Origin of the sequence: Pseudomonas sp. RC4D1 (assembly GCF_018390395.1) — a bacterium.
GTDB classification, from domain to species: Bacteria; Pseudomonadota; Gammaproteobacteria; order Pseudomonadales; family Pseudomonadaceae; genus Aquipseudomonas; species Aquipseudomonas danubii.
Genome location: NZ_JAHBAW010000001.1, coordinates 2,172,069 through 2,191,320, shown reverse-complemented (window position 1 = coordinate 2,191,320; position 19,252 = coordinate 2,172,069). Strand labels below are relative to the sequence as shown.

18 protein-coding genes are annotated in these 19,252 nt (G+C 60.8%); 2 read left to right on the top strand and 16 right to left on the bottom strand.

The window, feature by feature from the left end:
- Positions 1–2: 2 nt before the first annotated feature.
- From mltG to KHO49_RS10025, 9 genes are all read right to left on the bottom strand, one after another.
- Entirely contained in the window at positions 3–1,178 is a 1,176-nt protein-coding gene (gene mltG, locus KHO49_RS10065) for an endolytic transglycosylase MltG (RefSeq protein ID WP_213664963.1), read from the bottom strand.
- A gap of 3 nt (positions 1,179–1,181) precedes the next feature.
- Positions 1,182–1,997, bottom strand: a complete 816-nt coding sequence (pabC, locus tag KHO49_RS10060) for an aminodeoxychorismate lyase (RefSeq protein ID WP_110652127.1) — start codon at positions 1,995–1,997, stop codon at positions 1,182–1,184.
- Positions 1,997–3,241, bottom strand: a complete 1,245-nt coding sequence (fabF, locus tag KHO49_RS10055; protein ID WP_102863910.1) for a beta-ketoacyl-ACP synthase II — start codon at positions 3,239–3,241, stop codon at positions 1,997–1,999. Before fabF ends, pabC begins: the two co-directional genes overlap by 1 nt.
- 110 nt (positions 3,242–3,351) lie before the next feature.
- Positions 3,352–3,588 (bottom strand): acyl carrier protein, encoded by a 237-nt coding sequence (gene acpP / locus KHO49_RS10050; protein ID WP_003175607.1) that lies wholly within the window; start codon positions 3,586–3,588, stop codon positions 3,352–3,354.
- Positions 3,589–3,784: 196 nt separating this feature from the next.
- Complete coding sequence (gene fabG, locus KHO49_RS10045) at positions 3,785–4,525, bottom strand: 3-oxoacyl-ACP reductase FabG (RefSeq protein WP_011060118.1); 741 nt, start codon at positions 4,523–4,525, stop codon at positions 3,785–3,787.
- A gap of 16 nt (positions 4,526–4,541) precedes the next feature.
- Positions 4,542–5,480, bottom strand: coding sequence for an ACP S-malonyltransferase (gene fabD, locus KHO49_RS10040; protein ID WP_213664962.1), 939 nt, complete (start codon positions 5,478–5,480; stop codon positions 4,542–4,544).
- Between the two features lie 126 nt (positions 5,481–5,606).
- Entirely contained in the window at positions 5,607–6,617 is a 1,011-nt protein-coding gene (gene plsX, locus KHO49_RS10035; protein ID WP_102863912.1) for a phosphate acyltransferase PlsX, read from the bottom strand.
- A gap of 3 nt (positions 6,618–6,620) precedes the next feature.
- Positions 6,621–6,803 carry a 50S ribosomal protein L32 gene (gene rpmF / locus KHO49_RS10030; protein WP_003179396.1) on the bottom strand — a complete coding sequence of 61 codons (183 nt, stop codon included), beginning with the start codon at positions 6,801–6,803 and terminating at the stop codon, positions 6,621–6,623.
- A 13-nt stretch (positions 6,804–6,816) separates the two neighbouring features.
- The gene (locus tag KHO49_RS10025) at positions 6,817–7,344 is read right to left on the bottom strand and encodes a YceD family protein (protein WP_213664961.1); all 528 of its coding nucleotides are present in this window, start codon (positions 7,342–7,344) and stop codon (positions 6,817–6,819) included.
- Between the two features lie 105 nt (positions 7,345–7,449).
- On the opposite strand from KHO49_RS10025, the gene KHO49_RS10020 reads away from it, so the two are divergent.
- Positions 7,450–8,028 (top strand): Maf family protein, encoded by a 579-nt coding sequence (locus KHO49_RS10020; protein WP_102878931.1) that lies wholly within the window; start codon positions 7,450–7,452, stop codon positions 8,026–8,028.
- 51 nt (positions 8,029–8,079) lie between these two features.
- Here KHO49_RS10020 and sppA read toward each other — a convergent pair whose 3' ends face one another.
- Genes sppA through rluC form a run of 3 tightly spaced genes read right to left on the bottom strand, consistent with a single transcriptional unit; the run spans position 8,080 to position 10,699 of the window.
- Positions 8,080–9,069 (bottom strand): signal peptide peptidase SppA, encoded by a 990-nt coding sequence (gene sppA, locus KHO49_RS10015; protein ID WP_213664960.1) that lies wholly within the window; start codon positions 9,067–9,069, stop codon positions 8,080–8,082.
- Between the two features lie 21 nt (positions 9,070–9,090).
- Positions 9,091–9,753: an HAD-IA family hydrolase gene (locus KHO49_RS10010; RefSeq protein ID WP_102878929.1), complete on the bottom strand. Its 663-nt coding sequence runs from the start codon at positions 9,751–9,753 to the stop codon at positions 9,091–9,093.
- Positions 9,743–10,699, bottom strand: coding sequence for a 23S rRNA pseudouridine(955/2504/2580) synthase RluC (gene rluC, locus KHO49_RS10005; RefSeq protein WP_102878928.1), 957 nt, complete (start codon positions 10,697–10,699; stop codon positions 9,743–9,745). The genes KHO49_RS10010 and rluC overlap by 11 nt, the downstream gene beginning before the upstream one ends.
- Positions 10,700–11,414: 715 nt before the next feature.
- Between rluC and rne the strand changes: the two genes are divergently transcribed.
- Positions 11,415–14,651, top strand: coding sequence for a ribonuclease E (gene rne, locus KHO49_RS10000; RefSeq protein WP_213664959.1), 3,237 nt, complete (start codon positions 11,415–11,417; stop codon positions 14,649–14,651).
- 62 nt (positions 14,652–14,713) lie between these two features.
- Here the strand turns inward: rne and KHO49_RS09995 are convergent, their stop codons facing one another.
- Genes KHO49_RS09995 through KHO49_RS09980 form a run of 4 tightly spaced genes read right to left on the bottom strand, consistent with a single transcriptional unit; the run spans position 14,714 to position 19,084 of the window.
- Positions 14,714–15,310, bottom strand: a complete 597-nt coding sequence (locus KHO49_RS09995; protein ID WP_213664958.1) for a nucleotidyltransferase family protein — start codon at positions 15,308–15,310, stop codon at positions 14,714–14,716.
- Positions 15,307–16,302 (bottom strand): XdhC family protein, encoded by a 996-nt coding sequence (locus KHO49_RS09990; protein WP_102863919.1) that lies wholly within the window; start codon positions 16,300–16,302, stop codon positions 15,307–15,309. Before KHO49_RS09990 ends, KHO49_RS09995 begins: the two co-directional genes overlap by 4 nt.
- The gene (locus tag KHO49_RS09985) at positions 16,302–18,617 is read right to left on the bottom strand and encodes a xanthine dehydrogenase family protein molybdopterin-binding subunit (protein WP_213664957.1); all 2,316 of its coding nucleotides are present in this window, start codon (positions 18,615–18,617) and stop codon (positions 16,302–16,304) included. The genes KHO49_RS09990 and KHO49_RS09985 overlap by 1 nt, the downstream gene beginning before the upstream one ends.
- Positions 18,614–19,084: a (2Fe-2S)-binding protein gene (locus KHO49_RS09980; RefSeq protein ID WP_102878924.1), complete on the bottom strand. Its 471-nt coding sequence runs from the start codon at positions 19,082–19,084 to the stop codon at positions 18,614–18,616. Before KHO49_RS09980 ends, KHO49_RS09985 begins: the two co-directional genes overlap by 4 nt.
- Positions 19,085–19,252 lie beyond the last annotated feature (168 nt).

Genomic DNA, 19,252 nt, shown 5'->3' with positions numbered 1-19,252 from the left:
AGTCATTGCGGGCGTTTCGGCGCGGGTTCGGGCTCCAACGGAGCCACAGCCGGCGCGGGTGACGCTGGCGGCGAGCTGTCCGGCGCCGCCTGAGGCACGACTGCCGGCGCCGAACTCTCGGCTTCGGGAGCGGCCGGAGCAGTTACTGGCGCCGGGCTGGAACGATAGTCGGCGCGACGCTTGAGCTGGAACTCGCGCACGGCGCTGTTATGGGCATCCAGATCATCGGAGAACACATGGCTGCCGTCACCCCGGGCAACAAAATACAGGCTCTTGCCCGGCACCGGATTGAGAGCGGCATGAATCGCCTCGCGCCCGACCATGGCAATCGGCGTGGGTGGCAACCCGGCAATCACATAGGTGTTATAGGGCGTGGCTTCCTTGAGATGCGCCCGGGTCAGCTTGCCGGTGTAGCGCTCGCCCAGACCATAGATCACGGTAGGATCGGTCTGCAGCAGCATGCCGATCTGCATGCGCCGTACAAAGACCCCCGCGATCTGTCCACGCTCATGGGGCACGCCGGTTTCCTTTTCCACCAGCGACGCCATGATCAGCGCCTGATAGGGATCACTGTAAGGCGCATCATCAGCCCGCCTGCTCCACTCCTTGGCCAGTACATCGTCCAGGCGGTCGTAGGCTTTTTCCAGAAGTTCGGCATCGGTCATGCCGCGCACAAAACGATAGGTATCGGGGAAGAAACGCCCCTCGGGGAACACGCCGCCGTGTCCGAGCTTCTCCATCACCTGGCTATCGCTGAGACCGGTCAGGGTCTGTTGCAATTTGTCGCTCTTGGCCAGGGCACTGCGCACCTGACGGAAGGTCCAGCCCTCCACCAGGGTCAGGCTGTACTGCACCACCTCGCCTCGCTGCCAGAGACCGATCAGGCCTTCGGCAGTCATGCCCGGTGTCATGCGGTACTCGCCGCTGTGCAAAGGCTGCCCCGGCAAGTTGAAGCGCCAGTAAAGGCGCAGCCAGAACGCGTCCTGGATCACGCCATCAGCCTGCAGACGATTGAAGGTTCCGGTGGGCGTAGAACCGGCGGGAACATCGAGCAGTTGCTCCTGACTCAGGTTCAGCGGTTGTTCCAGGGCCGAGTGCAGTTTCCAGGCACTCGCGCCCAGCAGCAGACCTGCCAGGACCAGTCCGGTTTCCAGCAGGAGCAGAAATTTACGTCTCACGAATCAAGCATCCAGTAGTGCGCGGGTAATGCCCTGCAGTTTACGGGTGAGCGCACCCGCCGACCAGCTCATCCCGGCGCAGCCAAGCACTGGCCAAATGCCGTAGACACTGTTGCAGACGAAGACCTCGTCCGCCTGTTGCAGTTGATCAAGGCTGATATCCGCCACTTCAAAGGGAATGCCTTGTGACTCGGCCTGAAACAAAATTTCAGCGCGCATCACTCCAGCCACACCGCAGCGACTCAGATCAGCCGTCAGGAGACGCCCCTGACTGACCAGAAACAGATTGCTGAATACACCTTCGATCACCCGTCCGGCACCATCGAGCATCAAGCCTTCGGCGTGCTCGGGGTCGCGCCATTCAGCGCGAGCCAGAACCTGTTCAAGGCGATTGAGATGCTTGAGGCCAGCCAGTAGCGGCTGCTCGGATAAACGCGTGACGCAAGGGAACAGCACAACCCCCTGATCGGCATGAGCCGCCGGATAAGCCGGCAAGGCCCCGCCCTGGAGAATCCGCCGCGCAGCGCCTGCAGGATCGGCGGCATATCCTCGCAGGCTGTCGCCCCGGGTCAGGATCAGCTTGAGCACGCCCTCCCCCAGGGCCGCCGCATAGGCCAGCACTTCGTCGCGAATCAGCGCCTGATCCGCGCTCAGCGCCAGACGTCGGCAGCCTTCGGCCAGACGCTGCAAGTGCCGCTCCAGCAGTTGCGGTTGCCCGGATCGGACAGCGATGGTCTCGAACAGACCATCGCCATAGGCCAGGCCGCGGTCCCTGAGCGACAGCGCGTCAGCCGGCCGACCGTCGACCCAGCTTTGCATCACTCGGAGAACCGGCGGAACACCAGGGAGCCGTTGGTGCCACCAAAGCCGAAGGAGTTGGACAGCACCACATCGATGTCCATGCTGCGCGCAGTGTGCGGCACGAAATCGAGGTCGCAACCCTCATCCGGTTCATCCAGGTTGATGGTGGGCGGCGCGGCCTGACTGTTGATTGCCAGTACGCTGAAGATCGCCTCGATCGCCCCGGCGGCACCCAGCAGGTGACCGGTCATGGACTTGGTGGAACTGACCGCGAGCTTGTAGGCATGGTCGCCGAACACGCTCTTGATCGCTTCGGCTTCCGCCAGGTCACCGGCCGGAGTCGAAGTACCATGGGCGTTGATGTACTGCACTTGATCGACATTGAGCTTGGCATCACGCAAGGCGTTGGCGATGCAGCGAGCGGCACCGGCGCCATCGGCGGGTGGCGACGTCATGTGATAGGCATCACCGCTCATGCCGAAGCCGATCAGCTCAGCGTAGATGGTGGCGCCACGAGCCTTGGCGTGCTCCAGTTCCTCAAGAACCAGGGCACCCGCACCGTCGGCCAGCACGAAGCCATCACGCCCCTTGTCCCACGGACGGCTGGCACGGGTCGGCTCGTCATTGCGAGTCGACAGCGCACGGGACGCACCGAAGCCCCCCATACCCAGGCCACAGGCGGCCATTTCGGCGCCACCGGCAATCATCACGTCGGCTTCGCCGTAGGCAATGTTGCGCGCGGCCATGCCGATGCAGTGGGTACCGGTGGTACAGGCAGTAGAAATGGCATAGTTCGGCCCCTGGGCACCCAGATGGATGGACAGGAAGCCGGAAATCATATTGATGATCGAACCGGGCACGAAGAACGGAGAAATCCGCCGTGGGCCGGAATCGTGCAGGATGCGGCTGGTTTCTTCGATATTGGTCAAACCGCCAATACCCGACCCCATGGCCACGCCGATGCGCTCACGGTTGGCATCGGTGACTTCCAGGCCGGCGTTACGCACCGCCTGAAACCCGGCCGCCAGACCGTATTGAATGAACAGGTCGAGTTTGCGGGCCTCTTTGGCCGACAGGTACTCCTCGACATTGAAGCCCTTTACCGAGCCGCCAAAACGGGTGGAATAGGCAGAAAGGTCGGTGTGTTCGATCAGACCAATGCCACTTTGGCCAGCCAGAATGCCCTGCCAGCTACTCGGTACATCCGTACCCAGTGGCGACAACATACCCATACCGGTGACTACGACGCGTCTACGCGACACAGCACTCTCCTTTTTCTAATGACGACACTTTGTATCAGGCCTAAAGAAAAAACCGCACGCCGTAACGGCAGTGCGGTTTTTCCATGACAGCAAAAGACGACTACAAACGATTAAGCCTGGTGGCTAGTAACGTAGTCGATAGCTGCTTGAACGGTAGTGATCTTTTCAGCTTCTTCGTCAGGGATTTCGGTCTCGAATTCCTCTTCCAGAGCCATCACCAGCTCAACGGTGTCAAGGGAGTCGGCACCCAGGTCTTCAACGAAGGAAGCGGTGTTCACAACTTCTTCTTCTTTAACGCCCAGTTGCTCAGCAACGATTTTCTTGACGCGCTCTTCGATGGTGCTCATACCTTGTTTTCACTCCTAATGGACAAATTCAGGCAGCTGGCCAGTGGGTAAGTGTATAGAAAGGCTTTTCAGCTTTTCAACTGAAAGCTTCATCCCTCAAACCCTTTGGCCATCTGCCTATAAATTGATTGCAGCTTTATAACGGATTTTAGACAGCTCGTATGACATTTTTTTGAAGCAATCCGTCACATTTGACTCACATATACATCCCGCCGTTGACCGGGATTGTAGCCCCAGTAACGTATGCCGCACCGTCGGATGCCAGAAAAGCGACCACTTGCGCGATCTCTTGAGCCTGACCCAGACGACCCAGCGGAATTTGCGTCAGCAGGGCTTCACGTTGTGCTTCCGGCAACTCGCGGGTCATATCGGTATCGATAAAACCTGGAGCAACCGAGTTCACAGTGATCGACCGCGAACCCACTTCACGCGCCAGGGCACGGCTGAAACCTTCCAGACCGGCTTTGGCGGCGGCGTAGTTTACTTGGCCTGCGTTGCCCATGGCACCCACAACCGAGCCAATACTGATAATTCGCCCCCAACGAGCCTTGGTCATGCCACGCAAAACACCTTTGGACAGGCGATACAGACTATTCAAGTTGGTATCGACCACGTCGTACCACTCGTCATCTTTCATGCGCATCATCAGGTTGTCGCGAGTGATACCGGCATTGTTCACCAGGATCGCCGGCGCACCGAACTGTTCGGTGATGCTGGCCAGAACCGCAGCCACGGACTCGTCGCTGGTGACATTGAGCTCAAGGCCGGTGCCTTGAATGCCATTTTCCTTGAGGGTAGCGGCGATGCGCTCGGCCCCCGAAGCGGAAGTGGCGGTACCCACCACAGTGGCGCCCATACGCCCCAGCTCAAGCGCGATGGCCTGGCCGATCCCACGGCTGGCGCCGGTCACCAGTGCAACTTTACCTTGCAGACTCATGCAAGCTTCTCCTAGTTCAGGCCAACGCTGCACGAGCGGCAGCGAAAGCATCTGGGGTATTCAGGTTAGAGGTCGACACGCCTTCGGCGCAGCGCTTGTTGAGACCGGCCAGGACCTTGCCCGGACCGCATTCCACCAGCTGGGTGGCGCCCTGGTTCGCCAGGGTCTGCACCGACTCGACCCAGCGCACAGGCTTGTACAGCTGTTCCAGCAAGTCGCACTTGAGAGTATCGAGGTCGGCCGCCACGGCGGCGCTGACATTCTGTACCAGCGGAATCTGCGGTGCCTGCCAGTTGATCGCAGCAATCGATTCAGCGAAACGCTCAGCCGCAGGGCGCATCAGCTCGCAATGGGACGGCACGCTGACCGGCAATGGCATGGCACGCTTGGCTCCGCGCGCCTTGCAACCCTCGATAGCACGGTCCACCGCCGCCTTGGCACCAGCGATCACCACCTGGCCCGGGGAGTTGTAGTTCACCGCACTGACCACTTCACCTTGCGCCGCTTCTGCACAGGCCGCCACGACATCGGCGTCGTCCAGACCAAGAATTGCCGCCATGCCGCCTTGACCTGCCGGCACGGCTTCCTGCATCAGCTGACCACGACGCTCGACCAGCTTGACCGCTTCGGCCAGAGTCAGACTGCCAGCGGCCACCAGGGCGCTGTATTCACCCAGACTGTGACCCGCGACGAAGGCCGGACGCGCACCACCCTCGGCCAACCAGACACGCCACAGGGCGATGGAGGCGGTGAGGATGGCCGGTTGAGTCTTGTCGGTTTGATTGAGCAGCTCTTCGGGACCTTGCTGGGTCAGAGCCCAGAGGTCGTAGCCCAGAGCATCGGAGGCTTCCTTGAAGGTGTCGAGGATCAATGGGTACTGCGCGCCCAACTCGGCCAACATGCCGAGGGACTGCGAGCCCTGTCCTGGAAAGACGAATGCGAGGGATGCAGACATGTAACAAGCCCCTAATGATCTTGTCGTCGGAGAATTGACGTCACACCGCGGTGGACGCAAGAAACTGACAGTTGGATGGCCAATTGAACTGAGCGGTCACATTTAAGCACTCCACAGGATAAACGCCTAAAGCAACAGATCTTCAAGGCGCCCATGAAGGCGTCGCGGCAGGTCTTCCTGGATTTCGATCAATGCACGCTGAATCGCACTCTGGAACCCCTGAACGCCCGCAGAACCGTGGCTTTTCACCACTATTCCCTGCAACCCGAGAAAGCTCGCACCATTGTGCCGAGCCGGCGCCAGGTCCGCCTGTAATCGCCGCATCAGCGGCAAGGCCAGCACACCTACGGCCCGGGATAGCAGATTGCGCCTGAACAATGCCTCGATACGAGCAGCAATCATGGTGGCCAGCCCCTCGCTGGACTTGAGCAGGATGTTGCCGACAAAACCGTCGCACACCACCACATCCGCCTCGCCGCGATACAACCCGTCACCTTCAACGAAGCCTATGTAGTTCAGCCCTCGCGCCTGCTGAAGCAGACTCGCCGCCAGCTTGACCTGCTGATTACCCTTGATGTCTTCGGTACCGATATTCAGCAAGGCCACTCTTGGCCGCACGATGCCCAGGCTTTGTGCCGCAACCGACCCCATGATTGCGAACTGCAACAGGTGCTCGGCACTGCAATCGACGTTGGCCCCCAGGTCCAGCAACTGGCAATAGCCGCGCTGAGTGGGAATGGCAGCCACCATCGCCGGACGATCGATACCGGGCAGGGTCTTTAGCACGTAACGCGACAGAGCCATCAGCGCCCCGGTATTACCTGCACTGACACAAGCCTGGACCTTTTCATCCCGCAACAACTCGAGCGCCACCCGCATCGACGAATCAGGCTTGCCACGCAATGCCTGGGCAGGCTTCTCGTCCATGGCAATCACTTCGCTTGCCGGAGTAATCGTCAGGCGCGCGCGATCCACGGCCGAATGACCGGAGAGCAGCTCTTCAAGTAGGGAGGGTTGACCGACCAGGGTCAGGTGCAGCGAGGGGGTAGCAGACAGGCAAGCAATACTGGCCTGAACAATGCTGCGGGGACCGAAGTCCCCGCCCATTGCGTCAATCGCGATGACTTGAGCGGACAAGGATTACTCGTCAGCGCCCTTGTCGATCACTTTACGACCACGGTATACGCCTTCTGGCGATACGTGGTGACGCAGGTGAACTTCACCGGTGGTCTTTTCTACGGACAGGGTGCTAGCCTCGAGAGCATCGTGGGAGCGACGCATGTCACGGGCAGAGCGGGATTTTTTGTTCTGCTGAACAGCCATAATTGATTAACTCCTAAACGTTTGGGTCACGCTTTAACTGCGCCAATACACTGAACGGGTTGGACCGCGTTACCTCGTCCTCGCTCGGTTCGGGCTCATCGAGCCCCGCCGGCTGCTGGCATTCTTCCGGATGATGAGCAGGCACGATGGGCAAGGCAAGCAAAAGCTCTTCCTCGACCAACGCCTGCAGATCCAAAGGATCTTCGCCCAGTTCCAGCACGTCATAACCTTTCGGCAACGACTGGGTATTCGCACCCTCCTTCACCACGGCGTAACTGCACTTGCTGTGGATCGGCAGGGTGACCAGCTCAAGACAACGCTGGCAAACCATTTTGACTTCGACGTCGATGGAGCTGTGGATAACTACAGCTTTACGCTCGTCACGCTCGAAAACGAATTTAGCCTGCACCGTACCGACATTGTCGGAAAGCGGGTCGCAGAGTCTCTCCAAATCGGCCAGCAGCAGTTCACCTTGAAGGGTGGTGCCACGGTCAGCCAATTTGCGCGGGTCAACGTGAGGTGGAATCGGGTCATTCAACATAGGCGCAGCATTATAGGGATGCCCCCGGCCATGTCAAAGGAAATTCAGCCCTGTCCGTCACTTGCGAGCCCCGCTAGAATTCCCGCCCCACCCCAGGAGATGCGCATGCTGCCTTTATTACTAGCTTCGAGCTCGGTGTACCGCCGAGAATTGCTCTCTCGCCTGCAACTCCCCTTCACTTGCAGCTCTCCTGACATTGACGAAAGCCACCGCCCCGGCGAGCACGCCATAGAGCTGGTGAAGCGCCTGGCGGAGGAAAAGGCCCGCGCCCTGGCAACCACCCACCCAGCACACCTGATCATCGGCTCGGATCAGGTGGCGGTACTGGGAGAGCGCATCATCGGCAAGCCTCACACCTTCGACAAGGCCCGCCAGCAGTTGCTGGACGCCAGCGGCGCGAGCGTGACCTTCCTCACCGGCCTGGCCCTGCTCAACAGCAAGAGCGGCCAATGCCAGGTGGACTGCATCCCCTTTACGGTCAACATGCGCCACCTCGACAGCGCCCGCATCGAACGCTATCTGCACGCAGAGCAGCCCTTCGACTGCGCCGGCAGCTTCAAGGCCGAAGGCCTGGGTGTCAGCCTGTTCCAGAGCACCGCCGGCAGCGATGCCACCAGCCTCATAGGACTGCCACTGATCCGCCTGGTGGACATGCTACTGGCCGAAGGCGTGGAACTGCCCTGAGCAGACACTAAAAAGCCGGCACTGCGGCCGGCTTTTTACTCACCCTCGAAGTCAACGCAAGGTTGGCCCCTGAAAACCCATCCACATGGCGATCTGCTCAGCCACACTGGCACCAAGCTTCTTCGAGAAACGATCGAAAGGCGATTCCTGAACAGTAAAATCCACCACTTCCTTCTCGCCGATCACATCCCGCGCCACCGAACTGGTGCTGCCCAGGCCGTCAATCAAGCCCAACTGCAGTGCCTGCTCACCAGACCAGACCAACCCGGAGAACAGCTCAGGATGCTCCTTGTCCTTGAGACGCTCACCACGCCCCTGCTTGACGCTGGCGATGAACTGACGATGAGTTGTATCCAGCACACCTTGCCAGAACTGGGTCTCTTCAGGCTTTTGCGGCTGAAACGGATCAAGGAACGACTTGTGCTCGCCAGAGGTGTAGGTACGGCGCTCGACCCCCAGCTTCTCCATGGCACCGACAAAACCGTAACCGGCAGCCGTAACCCCAATGGAGCCCACCAGACTCGCCTTGTCGGCATAGATCTGATCAGCAGCACTGGCAATGTAATAAGCGCCAGAAGCACCGAGATCAGAAATCACCGCATAAACCTTGGTGTCCTTGTGCAGAGCCCGTAAACGGCGAATCTCGTCATAAACATAGCCAGACTGCACCGGACTGCCGCCAGGACTGTTGATACGCAAAACAATGCCCTTGACCTTGGGATCATCAAAGGCCGTGCGCAAGCTACCGACGATATTGTCTGCACTTGCAGACTCCTTGTCGGCAATCACCCCCGTGACATCGATCACTGCGGTGTAGCTACCACCACGAGCGGCGCTCTTCTCCATGGTCATCAACGGAGTAAACAACGCCAGCGCGACAAACAGGTACACAAAGGTCAGCAGCTTGAAGAAAATCCCCCAACGCCGCGAACGACGCTGCTCCTGAACACTGACCAGGAGGGTCTTTTCCAACAACTGCCAGCTTTTATCGTCACCACCTTCAGCGCCGGCCTTGCTTGGCGCCTTCCATTCATCAGACATGCTTGCTACCCCAACGAAAACTTAATCGACACCCTGACTGAGCCAGGCGTGCAACTCAGGAAAACGGTCGATGGACAGGCGCGGCTCAAACGCCTGCAAGGCCTCAATGGACTGAGCACCGTAGCTAACCGCCACCGAATCCATGCCAGCATTACGCGCCATCAACAGATCGAAGGACGAATCCCCGACCATCAATGCCTGCCGAGGCCCAACACCGCAATGAGCAAGAATCTCCTCCAACATCAAGGGATGGGGCTTGCTGGCAGTCTCATCAGCAGCCCGGGTGATATCGAAATACTCTTCCCAGCCATGAGACTTCAGCACCCGATCCAAGCCCCGACGCGCCTTGCCCGTAGCGACCGCCAACCGATAACCCTCAGCCCGAAAGGCCTCAAGAGACGACACCACTCCAGCAAACAACGGCGAAGGCTCAGCCTCAAGCGCGATGTAGTGTTCCGCGTAATGCTGACGAAAGGCTACCAACTGGCCGTCGTCGATTTCCGGATACAAGGTACGAATCGCCTCCGGCAACCCAAGCCCGATGATGCCCTTGACGGCAAAATCATCACGCCGAGGAAAACCGGATCGATCGGCAGATACGTGCATCGACTCAACAATCCGACCAATGGAGTCAGCCAGAGTGCCGTCCCAATCGAAGATCAGCAGTTGGTAATCAGGGTGCACTCAAGCGCTCCACGGTTTTGGCCCACATGTCGTCCACTGGGGCCTGCAACTTCAGCTCACCACCATCCGGCAGCGGCACCGTCAACATATAGGCATGGAGAAACAGGCGCTTACCGCCCAACTCGCGAATCTCACGAGTGAAATCGTCGTCGCCGTATTTGCTGTCGCCAGCAATGCAGTGCCCGGCGTGCAGGGTGTGCACACGAATCTGATGCGTACGCCCGGTGACCGGCTTAGCCTCGACCATAGTGGCGAACTCACCGAAGCGGCGCAGCACCTTGAACACCGTCAAGGCCTCCTTGCCCTCCTCGTTCACTTCCACCATGCGCTCGCCTGAGCGCAGATTGCTCTTGAGCAACGGCGCCCGCACCTGCTTCAGCGCAGTAGCCCAGTGACCACGAACCAGCGCCATATAGCGCTTATCCACACCATCACCGCGCAAAGCGGCATGCAGGTGGCGCAACATGCTGCGCTTCTTCGCGATCATCAACAGGCCAGAAGTATCGCGATCGAGGCGATGCACCAACTCCAGTTCCTTGGCATCCGGGCGCAACTGACGAAAGGCTTCGATTACCCCGAAATTCAGGCCGCTTCCGCCATGCACAGCAATGCCTGCAGGCTTGTTGATCACAATCAGGGCCTTGTCTTCGAAGACGATCGACGCCTCAAGACGCTGCAGCAAACCTTGCGCCAGCGGCACCGGCTCGTCGCGCTCAGGCACGCGCACCGGCGGCACGCGCACCACATCACCCGCCTGCAGCTTGTATTCGGGCTTGATCCGCCCCTTGTTCACCCGCACTTCGCCTTTGCGCAAAATGCGATAAATCAAGGTCTTGGGCACGCCTTTGAGCCGAGCAAGAAGGAAGTTATCAATTCGTTGGCCGGCATATTCCGGCGAGACCTCAAGCAATTGAACGCCTGGAGTCGAGGGGGCAGTAGTCGTCATGGCGCGAATGATAACAATTTTTTATGGATTTGAAGCACTTAATGATTGCTGCTATAGTCGCGAACGCCGCCAAAAGCGGCTGGACAGCGGAACAGCGGCAACTAGCCGGCCCTGACCAACGCAATTCATAAGGACGCAAGGCCGTCCTACGCAGCTCTCGCTACATACCGGAAGAGTTTGACGTTGTAACAAGCGCAGGTGACATGAGGCCTGAAACCCGTAGAAAGCAGAGTTATCACTCGCCTTTTACGCAGCGATTAACGGCCAGTTCACAAAGTGCAGTCGGCGACAGACAACCCCGAGCGAAGGTTACGGAAACAACGCCTTTAGCCATGATGCGTGACCTCCCCTTTCGGAGTTCACGGTAAATGCCAACCCGCTGCGGATTCTGCGCGCGGCAGCACCCGAATTATCAGGGATACGTGTAGGGTGGAGATGCACAACCGTCGGACTGTGTAGCATTAGGCTTTATTCAAGACGCTTCATCTCGTCCACAGTCGCCGGTTGATTCCTCCTCCTGACAGACTTTTGCTTAAGCGGTGCCTTAGTCACCACAGCAAGCAGGACGCGTGAGTCGCGACTTCGTTCTTAGTTATTCGGACGAACCTCGCTAGACACTCGAGTGGTCAACCACTCCTGACGCACCTGACACCGACCGTGAGAAGTCGTGTGTGCCGAACGCCGTTTCCGGCAGCCCGGAAACCGACGGTACTACATGAAAAGAATGCTGATTAACGCAACTCAACCCGAAGAGTTGCGTGTTGCCCTGGTAGACGGCCAGCGCCTCTACGATCTGGACATCGAGTCCGGTGCACGCGAGCAGAAAAAGGCCAACATCTATAAAGGCCGCATCACTCGTATCGAACCAAGCCTTGAGGCTGCCTTTGTCGATTTCGGCTCTGAGCGCCACGGCTTCCTGCCCCTCAAAGAAATCTCCCGCGAATACTTCAAGAAAGCCCCTGAAGGCCGCGTCAACATCAAGGACGTCCTGAGCGAAGGCCAGGAAGTCATCGTCCAGGTCGAAAAAGAAGAGCGTGGCAACAAGGGCGCCGCCCTGACCACCTTCATCAGCCTGGCGGGCCGTTACCTGGTACTGATGCCGAACAACCCACGTGCCGGTGGCATCTCCCGTCGCATCGAAGGCGAAGAACGCAACGAACTGCGTGAAGCGTTGAACGGCCTGGTAGCTCCTGCCGACATGGGCCTGATCGTGCGCACTGCCGGCCTGGGCCGCAGCAGCGAAGAAATGCAGTGGGACCTCGACTACCTGCTGCAACTCTGGACCGCCATCAAAGAAGCATCGCTGGATCGCTCCGCGCCATTCCTGATCTACCAGGAAAGCAACGTGATCATCCGCGCGATTCGCGACTACCTGCGCCAGGACATCGGCGAAGTGCTGATCGACAGCGTTGAAGCCCAGGACGAAGCCCTGACCTTCATCCGCCAGGTGATGCCGCAGTACGCCAGCAAGATCAAGCTGTACGAAGACAGCGTTCCGCTGTTCAACCGTTTCCAGATCGAAAGCCAGATCGAGACCGCCTTCCAGCGTGTGGTTGAACTGCCTTCCGGCGGCTCCATCGTCATCGACCCAACCGAAGCCCTGGTGTCCATCGACATCAACTCGGCCCGCGCCACCAAAGGCAGCGACATCGAAGAAACCGCCCTGCAGACCAACCTGGAAGCAGCGGAAGAAATCGCTCGCCAGTTGCGCCTGCGTGACATCGGCGGCCTGATCGTCATCGACTTCATCGACATGACCCCGGCCAAGAACCAGCGCGCAGTGGAAGAGAAAGTCCGCGAATGCCTGGAAGCCGACCGCGCCCGCGTACAGATCGGTCGCATCTCGCGCTTCGGCCTGCTGGAAATGTCCCGTCAGCGCCTGCGCCCATCCCTGGGTGAAAGCAGCGGCATCGTCTGCCCACGCTGCAACGGCACCGGCATCATCCGTGACGTCGAGTCGCTGTCCCTGGCGATCCTGCGCCTGATCGAAGAAGAAGCCCTGAAAGACCGCACCGCCGAAGTTCGCGCCCAAGTGCCGATTCCGGTCGCGGCTTTCCTGCTCAACGAAAAACGCAACTCGATCACCAAGATCGAACTGCGCACCCGTGCCCGCATCGTCATCCTGCCGAACGATCACCTCGAAACGCCGCACTTCGAAGTTCAGCGCCTGCGCGATGACAGCCCGGAAGCCAACACCAACCAGTCCAGCTACGAAATCGCCGCTGCCGCTGCCGAAGCCGAAGAAGTTCAGCCAACCGCCGCCACCCGTACCCTGGTTCGCCAGGAAGCCGCGGTGAAGACCGCTCCGGCCCGCGCCAACGCTCCAGTGCCAACCGAAGCCCCTGCCCCGGTTGCCGCTCCAGCTCCGGTTGTTGCCGAGCCGAGCCTGTTCAAAGGCCTGGTGAAGTCCCTGGTCAGCCTGTTCGCCACCAAGGAAGAGCCAGCGGCTCCAGTTGTGGTCGAGAAGCCAGTGACCGAACGTCCTGCGCGCAGCAACGAAGAACAACGTCGCAATGGCCGCCAACAGAGCCGCAACCGTAATGGTCGCCGCGATGAAGAACGCAAGCCGCGCGAAGAACGTGCTCCGCGTGAAGAACGCGCACCACGGGAAGAGCGTCAGCCACGAGAAGTTCGTGAAGCCCGTGAAGAAGTACAAGGCGTAGCCCGCGAAGAACGCGCTCCACGCGCACCTCGTGAAGAACGTCAACCACGCGCCCCTCGCGAAGACCGCAAGCCACGTGGCGAGCGTGAAGAACGTGTTCGCGAACTGCGTGAACCTCTGGATGCCGCTCCGGCTGCAGCCACCGCTACCGCCGCTGTGACTGAAGAGCGTCCAGCTCGCCAGCCACGTGAAGAGCGCCAGCCGCGTCAACCGCGTGAAGAGCGTCAACCACGCGCCGAGCAGGCTCAAGCCGCTGCCGCCAGCGAAGAAGAAGTGCTGCCGAACGAAGAGCAACTGCAGGAAGAAGGCCAGGACAACGCCGAAGGCGAACGTCCACGTCGTCGCTCCCGCGGCCAGCGTCGTCGCAGCAACCGTCGTGAACGTCAGCGCGATGCCAACGGCAATGTGATCGAAGGCTCGGAAGAGAACGGCGAAGAGCCGAGCAGCGCCGACCTGGCTGCCGGCCTCGCGGTTACCGCTGCCGTTGCCAGCACCGCCATCAGCGCCAACGCTGAAGCCGAAGCGCATCAGCAAGCCGAACGTGCTACGGCCGCGGTTGAAGAAAAGGCTCCGCAAGCGCCTGTTGTTGAAGCCAACACTGCAGTGGAAGCTCCAGCAGCTCCAGCGGTTGAAGTTGCTCCAGTAGCCGAAGCGGCTCCGGTTGTTGCAGAACCCGCCCAGGTTGAAGTTGCTGCCGAACCGGCCGTGGTTGTGGAAGCACAGCCAGTGGTTGCCCAGCAGCCTGTGGCAGAACCTGTAGCCCCAGCGCCAGTGACTGAAGAAAAGGCCATCGAGCCGGCTCAGGAAACTCCAGTGCCTGCAACTGAGCCTGTAGCTGTCGAACAGCCAGTGGTTGCCCAGCAACCAGCCCAGGCTGAAGAGCCTGCTCCGGTTGTCGCCCCTGTGGTTGCCGAAGCACCCGCTCCAGTGATCGAGGCCGCTCCTGCCAGCGCCCTGACCAGCAACGGTCGCGCACCAAACGATCCGCGCGAAGTGCGTCGTCGCAAGCGTGAAGCCGAGCGTCTGCAGAAGGAGGCCGAACTGGCTGCCGCAGCTGCCCCGGTTGAAGCCGTGGTCGCTGCCGAACCCGCTCCGGTAGAAGCGCCAGTGGTCGTCGAGGCCGCTCCAGCGCCTGTCGAAGCATCCGAAGCAGCACCTGCGCCTGTCGCCGAACCTGCGGTCGAGCAAGCTGCCCCAGCCGTGGAAGAGGCTCCGCACAACGTCGAACACGCCGTTGAGCACGTAGCCCACACCGAGGAGAAACAGCACGAGCCTAAACCTCTCGTCTGACTCCATCGGCAATGAAAAAGCCCCGCCCGGTTAACCGAGCGGGGCTTTTTCATGCCTGCCATTCAGCGTTCCCGATAGACCAGCGCCTCGGGTCGATCCACATCCCATACCACTCCCGGGTCGGTCACTGCCACCTCGACCACCTTGCCCGAGGTAAACAGGCACTTGGCACCGCGATCACCGGACAAGCCTTGCAATGCAGCGCCATAAGCCCGACCAAACCCCACCGGATGCCCCAGATCGTCACCCAGCCGAGGCACGCTGATGCCCTCCTCGGTCAACGCCTCGATTACCCGCGTTATGGTGCCAGGCAAGATAAAGGGCATATCCCCCAGCAAAATCACCCAACCACCGGCATCGGCACTAGCAGCCACTGCCGCCGCCAGACTCTGGCCCATGCCAAGGGAATCCAGCAACAGCACCTGGCAGCCATAAGCCTGCGCCAGTTCCGCCACCTGCGGCCGACCCGGCGTCGTGACCAGCACTCGCCGATGCATTTCCACCGGCAGGTTGACCAGCACCTGTTCCAGCACCGGTCGCAATACACCATCGCGACCTCTGCAAGGTGCCAGCAACTTATCCTGATCGCTCCCTGCCACCTCTCGATAACGACTGCCCTGCCCCGCCGCCAGGATGACGGCGCAAGGCGAGGCAATCATGTGGTCGCCTCGGCCACTCGGGCCAACGGCTTCTTCTGCAAGGGCTCAATGCCATTCTTGATCGCGACGATCTCCGCCATCAGCGACAGGGCAATCTCCGCCGGCGTATGACTGCCGATGTGCAACCCCACCGGGCCATGCAAACGCTCGATGGCCGGCGCTGACAATCCCAAGAGCGCCAGATTGTCCCGACGTTTCTGGCTGTTGACCCGAGACCCCAGGGCTCCGACATAAAACGCCGGAGAATCGAGCGCCGTCAGCAGGGCCATGTCATCCAGACGCGGATCGTGAGTCAGCGCCACCACCGCCGTGCGCTCATCGGGCTTAATACTCAGCACCGCATCGTCTGGCATGCCGGCGACAAAGCGCCCATCCTGATCCTCCCACCCTTGCACGAACTCCTGGCGCGGATCACAGACCAGCACCTCGAAGTCCAGCAGACGGGCCATTTGCGCCACATAACGGGAAAGCTGCCCGGCACCGATCAGCAACAGACGCCAGCGCGGCCCATAGATCGCCCGCAGAGTGAGCCCGTCGAACGCCAGCTCATCCGTCTTGCTCGCCGCCTTGAGCAGCACCTGGCCGCTGCTCAGGTTCAATTCCCGAGCCACGATCTGGTGCGCTTCGCAGCGCTCCAGCAACTCGGCGACCCAGGAAGGATCGCCAACCCGCTCCTCGGTCAGGCGCAAGGTGCCGCCACAAGGCAGGCCGAAACGTGCCGCCTCCTCCAGGGTCACACCATAGGTCAGCAACTGCACCGGCGGCCCGGACAGGGACAAGCGCCCATCCGCCAGGCGCGTGATCAAGTCGTCCTCGATACAACCACCGGATACCGAGCCAATCACCACCCCATCGTCGCGCAAGGCCAACATGGCACCCGGCAACCGGGGCGCACTGCCCCAGGTCTGCACCACGCTATAGAGCACCACCGTGCGCCCGGCGCGGCGCCACTCCAGAACACTGCGCAGGACATTCAGGTCGACGCTGTCCATCAGGCACCCGCCTGCTGCCAACCCTGCAGCTGGTAGCGCACGGGCAGATTGCGGATGCGCTTGCCGGTGGCGGCGAAGATGGCGTTGCACAGGGCCGGCGCAATCGGTGGTACACCCGGTTCACCAACGCCCCCAAGCGGCACCTCGCCCGGCGGAGTCAGCAAATGCACCTGCACCTCTTTCGGCGCCAGGGACATGCGGGCCACCTCATACATATGGAAATTGTCCTGCTGCACCTTACCGTCCTTGAAGCTGATCTCCCCCAGCACCGCATTGCCCAGGCCCATGACACAAGCCCCCTCGAACTGCGAGCGAATACGCTCGGGGTTGATCTGCGGACCGCAATCCACGGCGATATCAGCCTTGTGCACAATCAGCGTGCCATCCTCCTTCACCTCCACTTCGATCACCGCTGCCACGTAGGTCACGAAGCTGTAGTGCACCGCCAACCCCAGGCCACGCCCCTTGGGCAGCGAGCGCCCCCACCCGGCGGCCTTGGCCGCGGTTTCCAGCACCGCGCGCATGCGCCCGGTATCGATCGGGTAACGCTCAGGGGACTCGCCGTAATTCCATTCTTCGCTCAGGGTTCGCGGATCGATCTGACGGTCCGGCCCCAACAGCTTGAGCTGGTACTTCAGTGGGTCCTGGCCCGCCTTGTGGGCCAGTTCGTCGACAAAACTCTGAATGGCAAAACCGTGGGGAATATTCGACACCGAGCGATACCAACCCACCCGGGTATGGGCCGCCGCTTCGGGGTTTTCCAGGCGCACATTGGGAATCGCATAGGCCATGTTGGTGAAGCCCATGCCCAGCTCGAAGGCGCCTTCATGGTTCATCCCCGGGGCAAACAACGCGGTAATGCTCGGCGCCACGGTGCGATGCAGCCAGGCGGCGGGCATGCCGTCCTCGCTTAACCCGGCCTTGAGGTACTCCGCCGACACCGTATGGAAGTAGGAGTGGTGGATATCATCCTCCCGGGTCCACTGCACCCGCACCGCCTTACCGGGAAATGCCTTGGCCAGGATGGCCGCTTCAAGAATGAAGTCCGGCTTGGATTTGCGTCCGAAGCCGCCGCCCAGCAGGGTGACGTTGACCGTGACCTGGTCAAAGCCGATGCCCAGGCGCTCGGCAATCCGCTCACGGGTCACCTGAGGCGCCTGACTCGGCGCCCAGGCCTCACAACGGCCATCCACGAAGCGCGCCACGGCCACCATCGGCTCCATGGGTGCCTGGGCCAGGTGCGGCAGGTAATAGGTGGCTTCCAGGCTGCTCTGCGCACCACTCAGGGCTTCATCCAGGTTGCCGGTGCTGCGCACCACCTTGCCCGGCTTTTGCGCCGCCGCCTCCAACTCCTTGCGATATTCGATGGAGTTGTACCCGGCATTGACTCCATCGTCCCACTCGATCTTCAAGGCATCGCGGCCCTTGATCGCCGCCCAGGTGTTGCTCGCCACCACCGCCACACCGCCCAGGGGCTGGAACTCGGAAGGCAACGGACGGCCATCGATGGGCATGACCTTGATCACCCCAGGCACCTTCAGCGCTGCACTGTCATCCACGGACTTGACCTTGCCGCCATAGACTCGGGGCCGCGCCACCGCCGCAAACAACATGCCTTCAAAGTGCACATCGGCGCCGTACACCGCACGACCATTGACGATGTCCTCGCCGTCGATGGCCCGGGTCGCCTCTTTACCGATATAGCGAAACTCCGACGCCTGCTTCAGCCGCAGGCTGTCCCGGGCCGGCACCGCCAGAGCCCCCGCCGCTGCGGCCAGAACGCCATAGCCCAGTTCGCGCCCGCTGGGTTGGTGAACCACTTTGTGCAACTGCGCCCGGCACTCGCTCAGCGGTACTTGCCATTGCTCGGCGGCGGCCTGTTCCAGCATGGTTCGCGCAGCGGCGCCGCAACGACGCATGGGCTCGTACCAATGGCGCATGCTGCGCGAACCGTCGGTGTCCTGGTTGCCAAAGCGCGCCTCGTCCCCGGGCGCCTGCTTGACCTTGACCTGAGCCCAATCGGCCTCCAGCTCATCAGCCACCACCATGCTCAGGCTGGTCCGCACCCCCTGGCCCATCTCCGAACGGTTGCAGATCACCGTCACGCTGCAGTCACTGGCGATGCTCACATAGACCTTGGGATCGTCGACCCAGCCATGGGGCATGCCGTCGGCACCGAACTTCTGGTCTTCGGCAAACGCCTGCTGCCAGCCCCAACTGGCCGCCAGCACCAGGGCTCCGGTTGCACCCACGCCCTTGAGAAAACTCCGGCGGCTGAGGTTGCTCAGGGCAAAATCACTGGGTAGGTGGTTCATGCCTTGGCCTCCTGCAGATGGTTGGCTGCCTGGCGAATCGCGGTCTTGATCCGGTTATAGGTACCGCAGCGACAGATATTGCCGAGCATCGCCTCCTCGATCTGCTCGTCGCTGGGATTGGGATGGGTCTTGAGCAATGCAGTGGCGGACATAATCTGTCCGCCCTGGCAATAACCGCACTGGGCCACCGCTGTATCCAGCCAGGCCTGCTGCACCACCTGCCCGACCGGATCGTTGTGCAGGTTATCGATGGTGCTGATGTTCTTGCCCAGCACCGAGCCGGCCGGGGTGATGCAACTGCGCGCCGGATCACCGTCGATATGAACGGTGCAGGCGCCGCACAGGCCCATGCCGCAGCCGAATTTGGTGCCGCTGTAACCCGCCACATCGCGGATGGCCCACAACAGTGGCATGTCCTCGGTGACGTCCAGTGGATGATCTTGACCGTTGAGCTTCAGGGTAATCATGGGCACGCCCGCATTCTATGAGGTGATGGGGTCGAGCCATCTGCCACGCAGCAGCGCGGCTGCGGTGCGCGCAGATCGGCTCAGGCTAATCGGGCTCTCTTGTGAAGACGGGGCTTCACCGGGCCTTTGGCGACGACAAATACTCACATTGTTAGCAAGCTAAGTTAA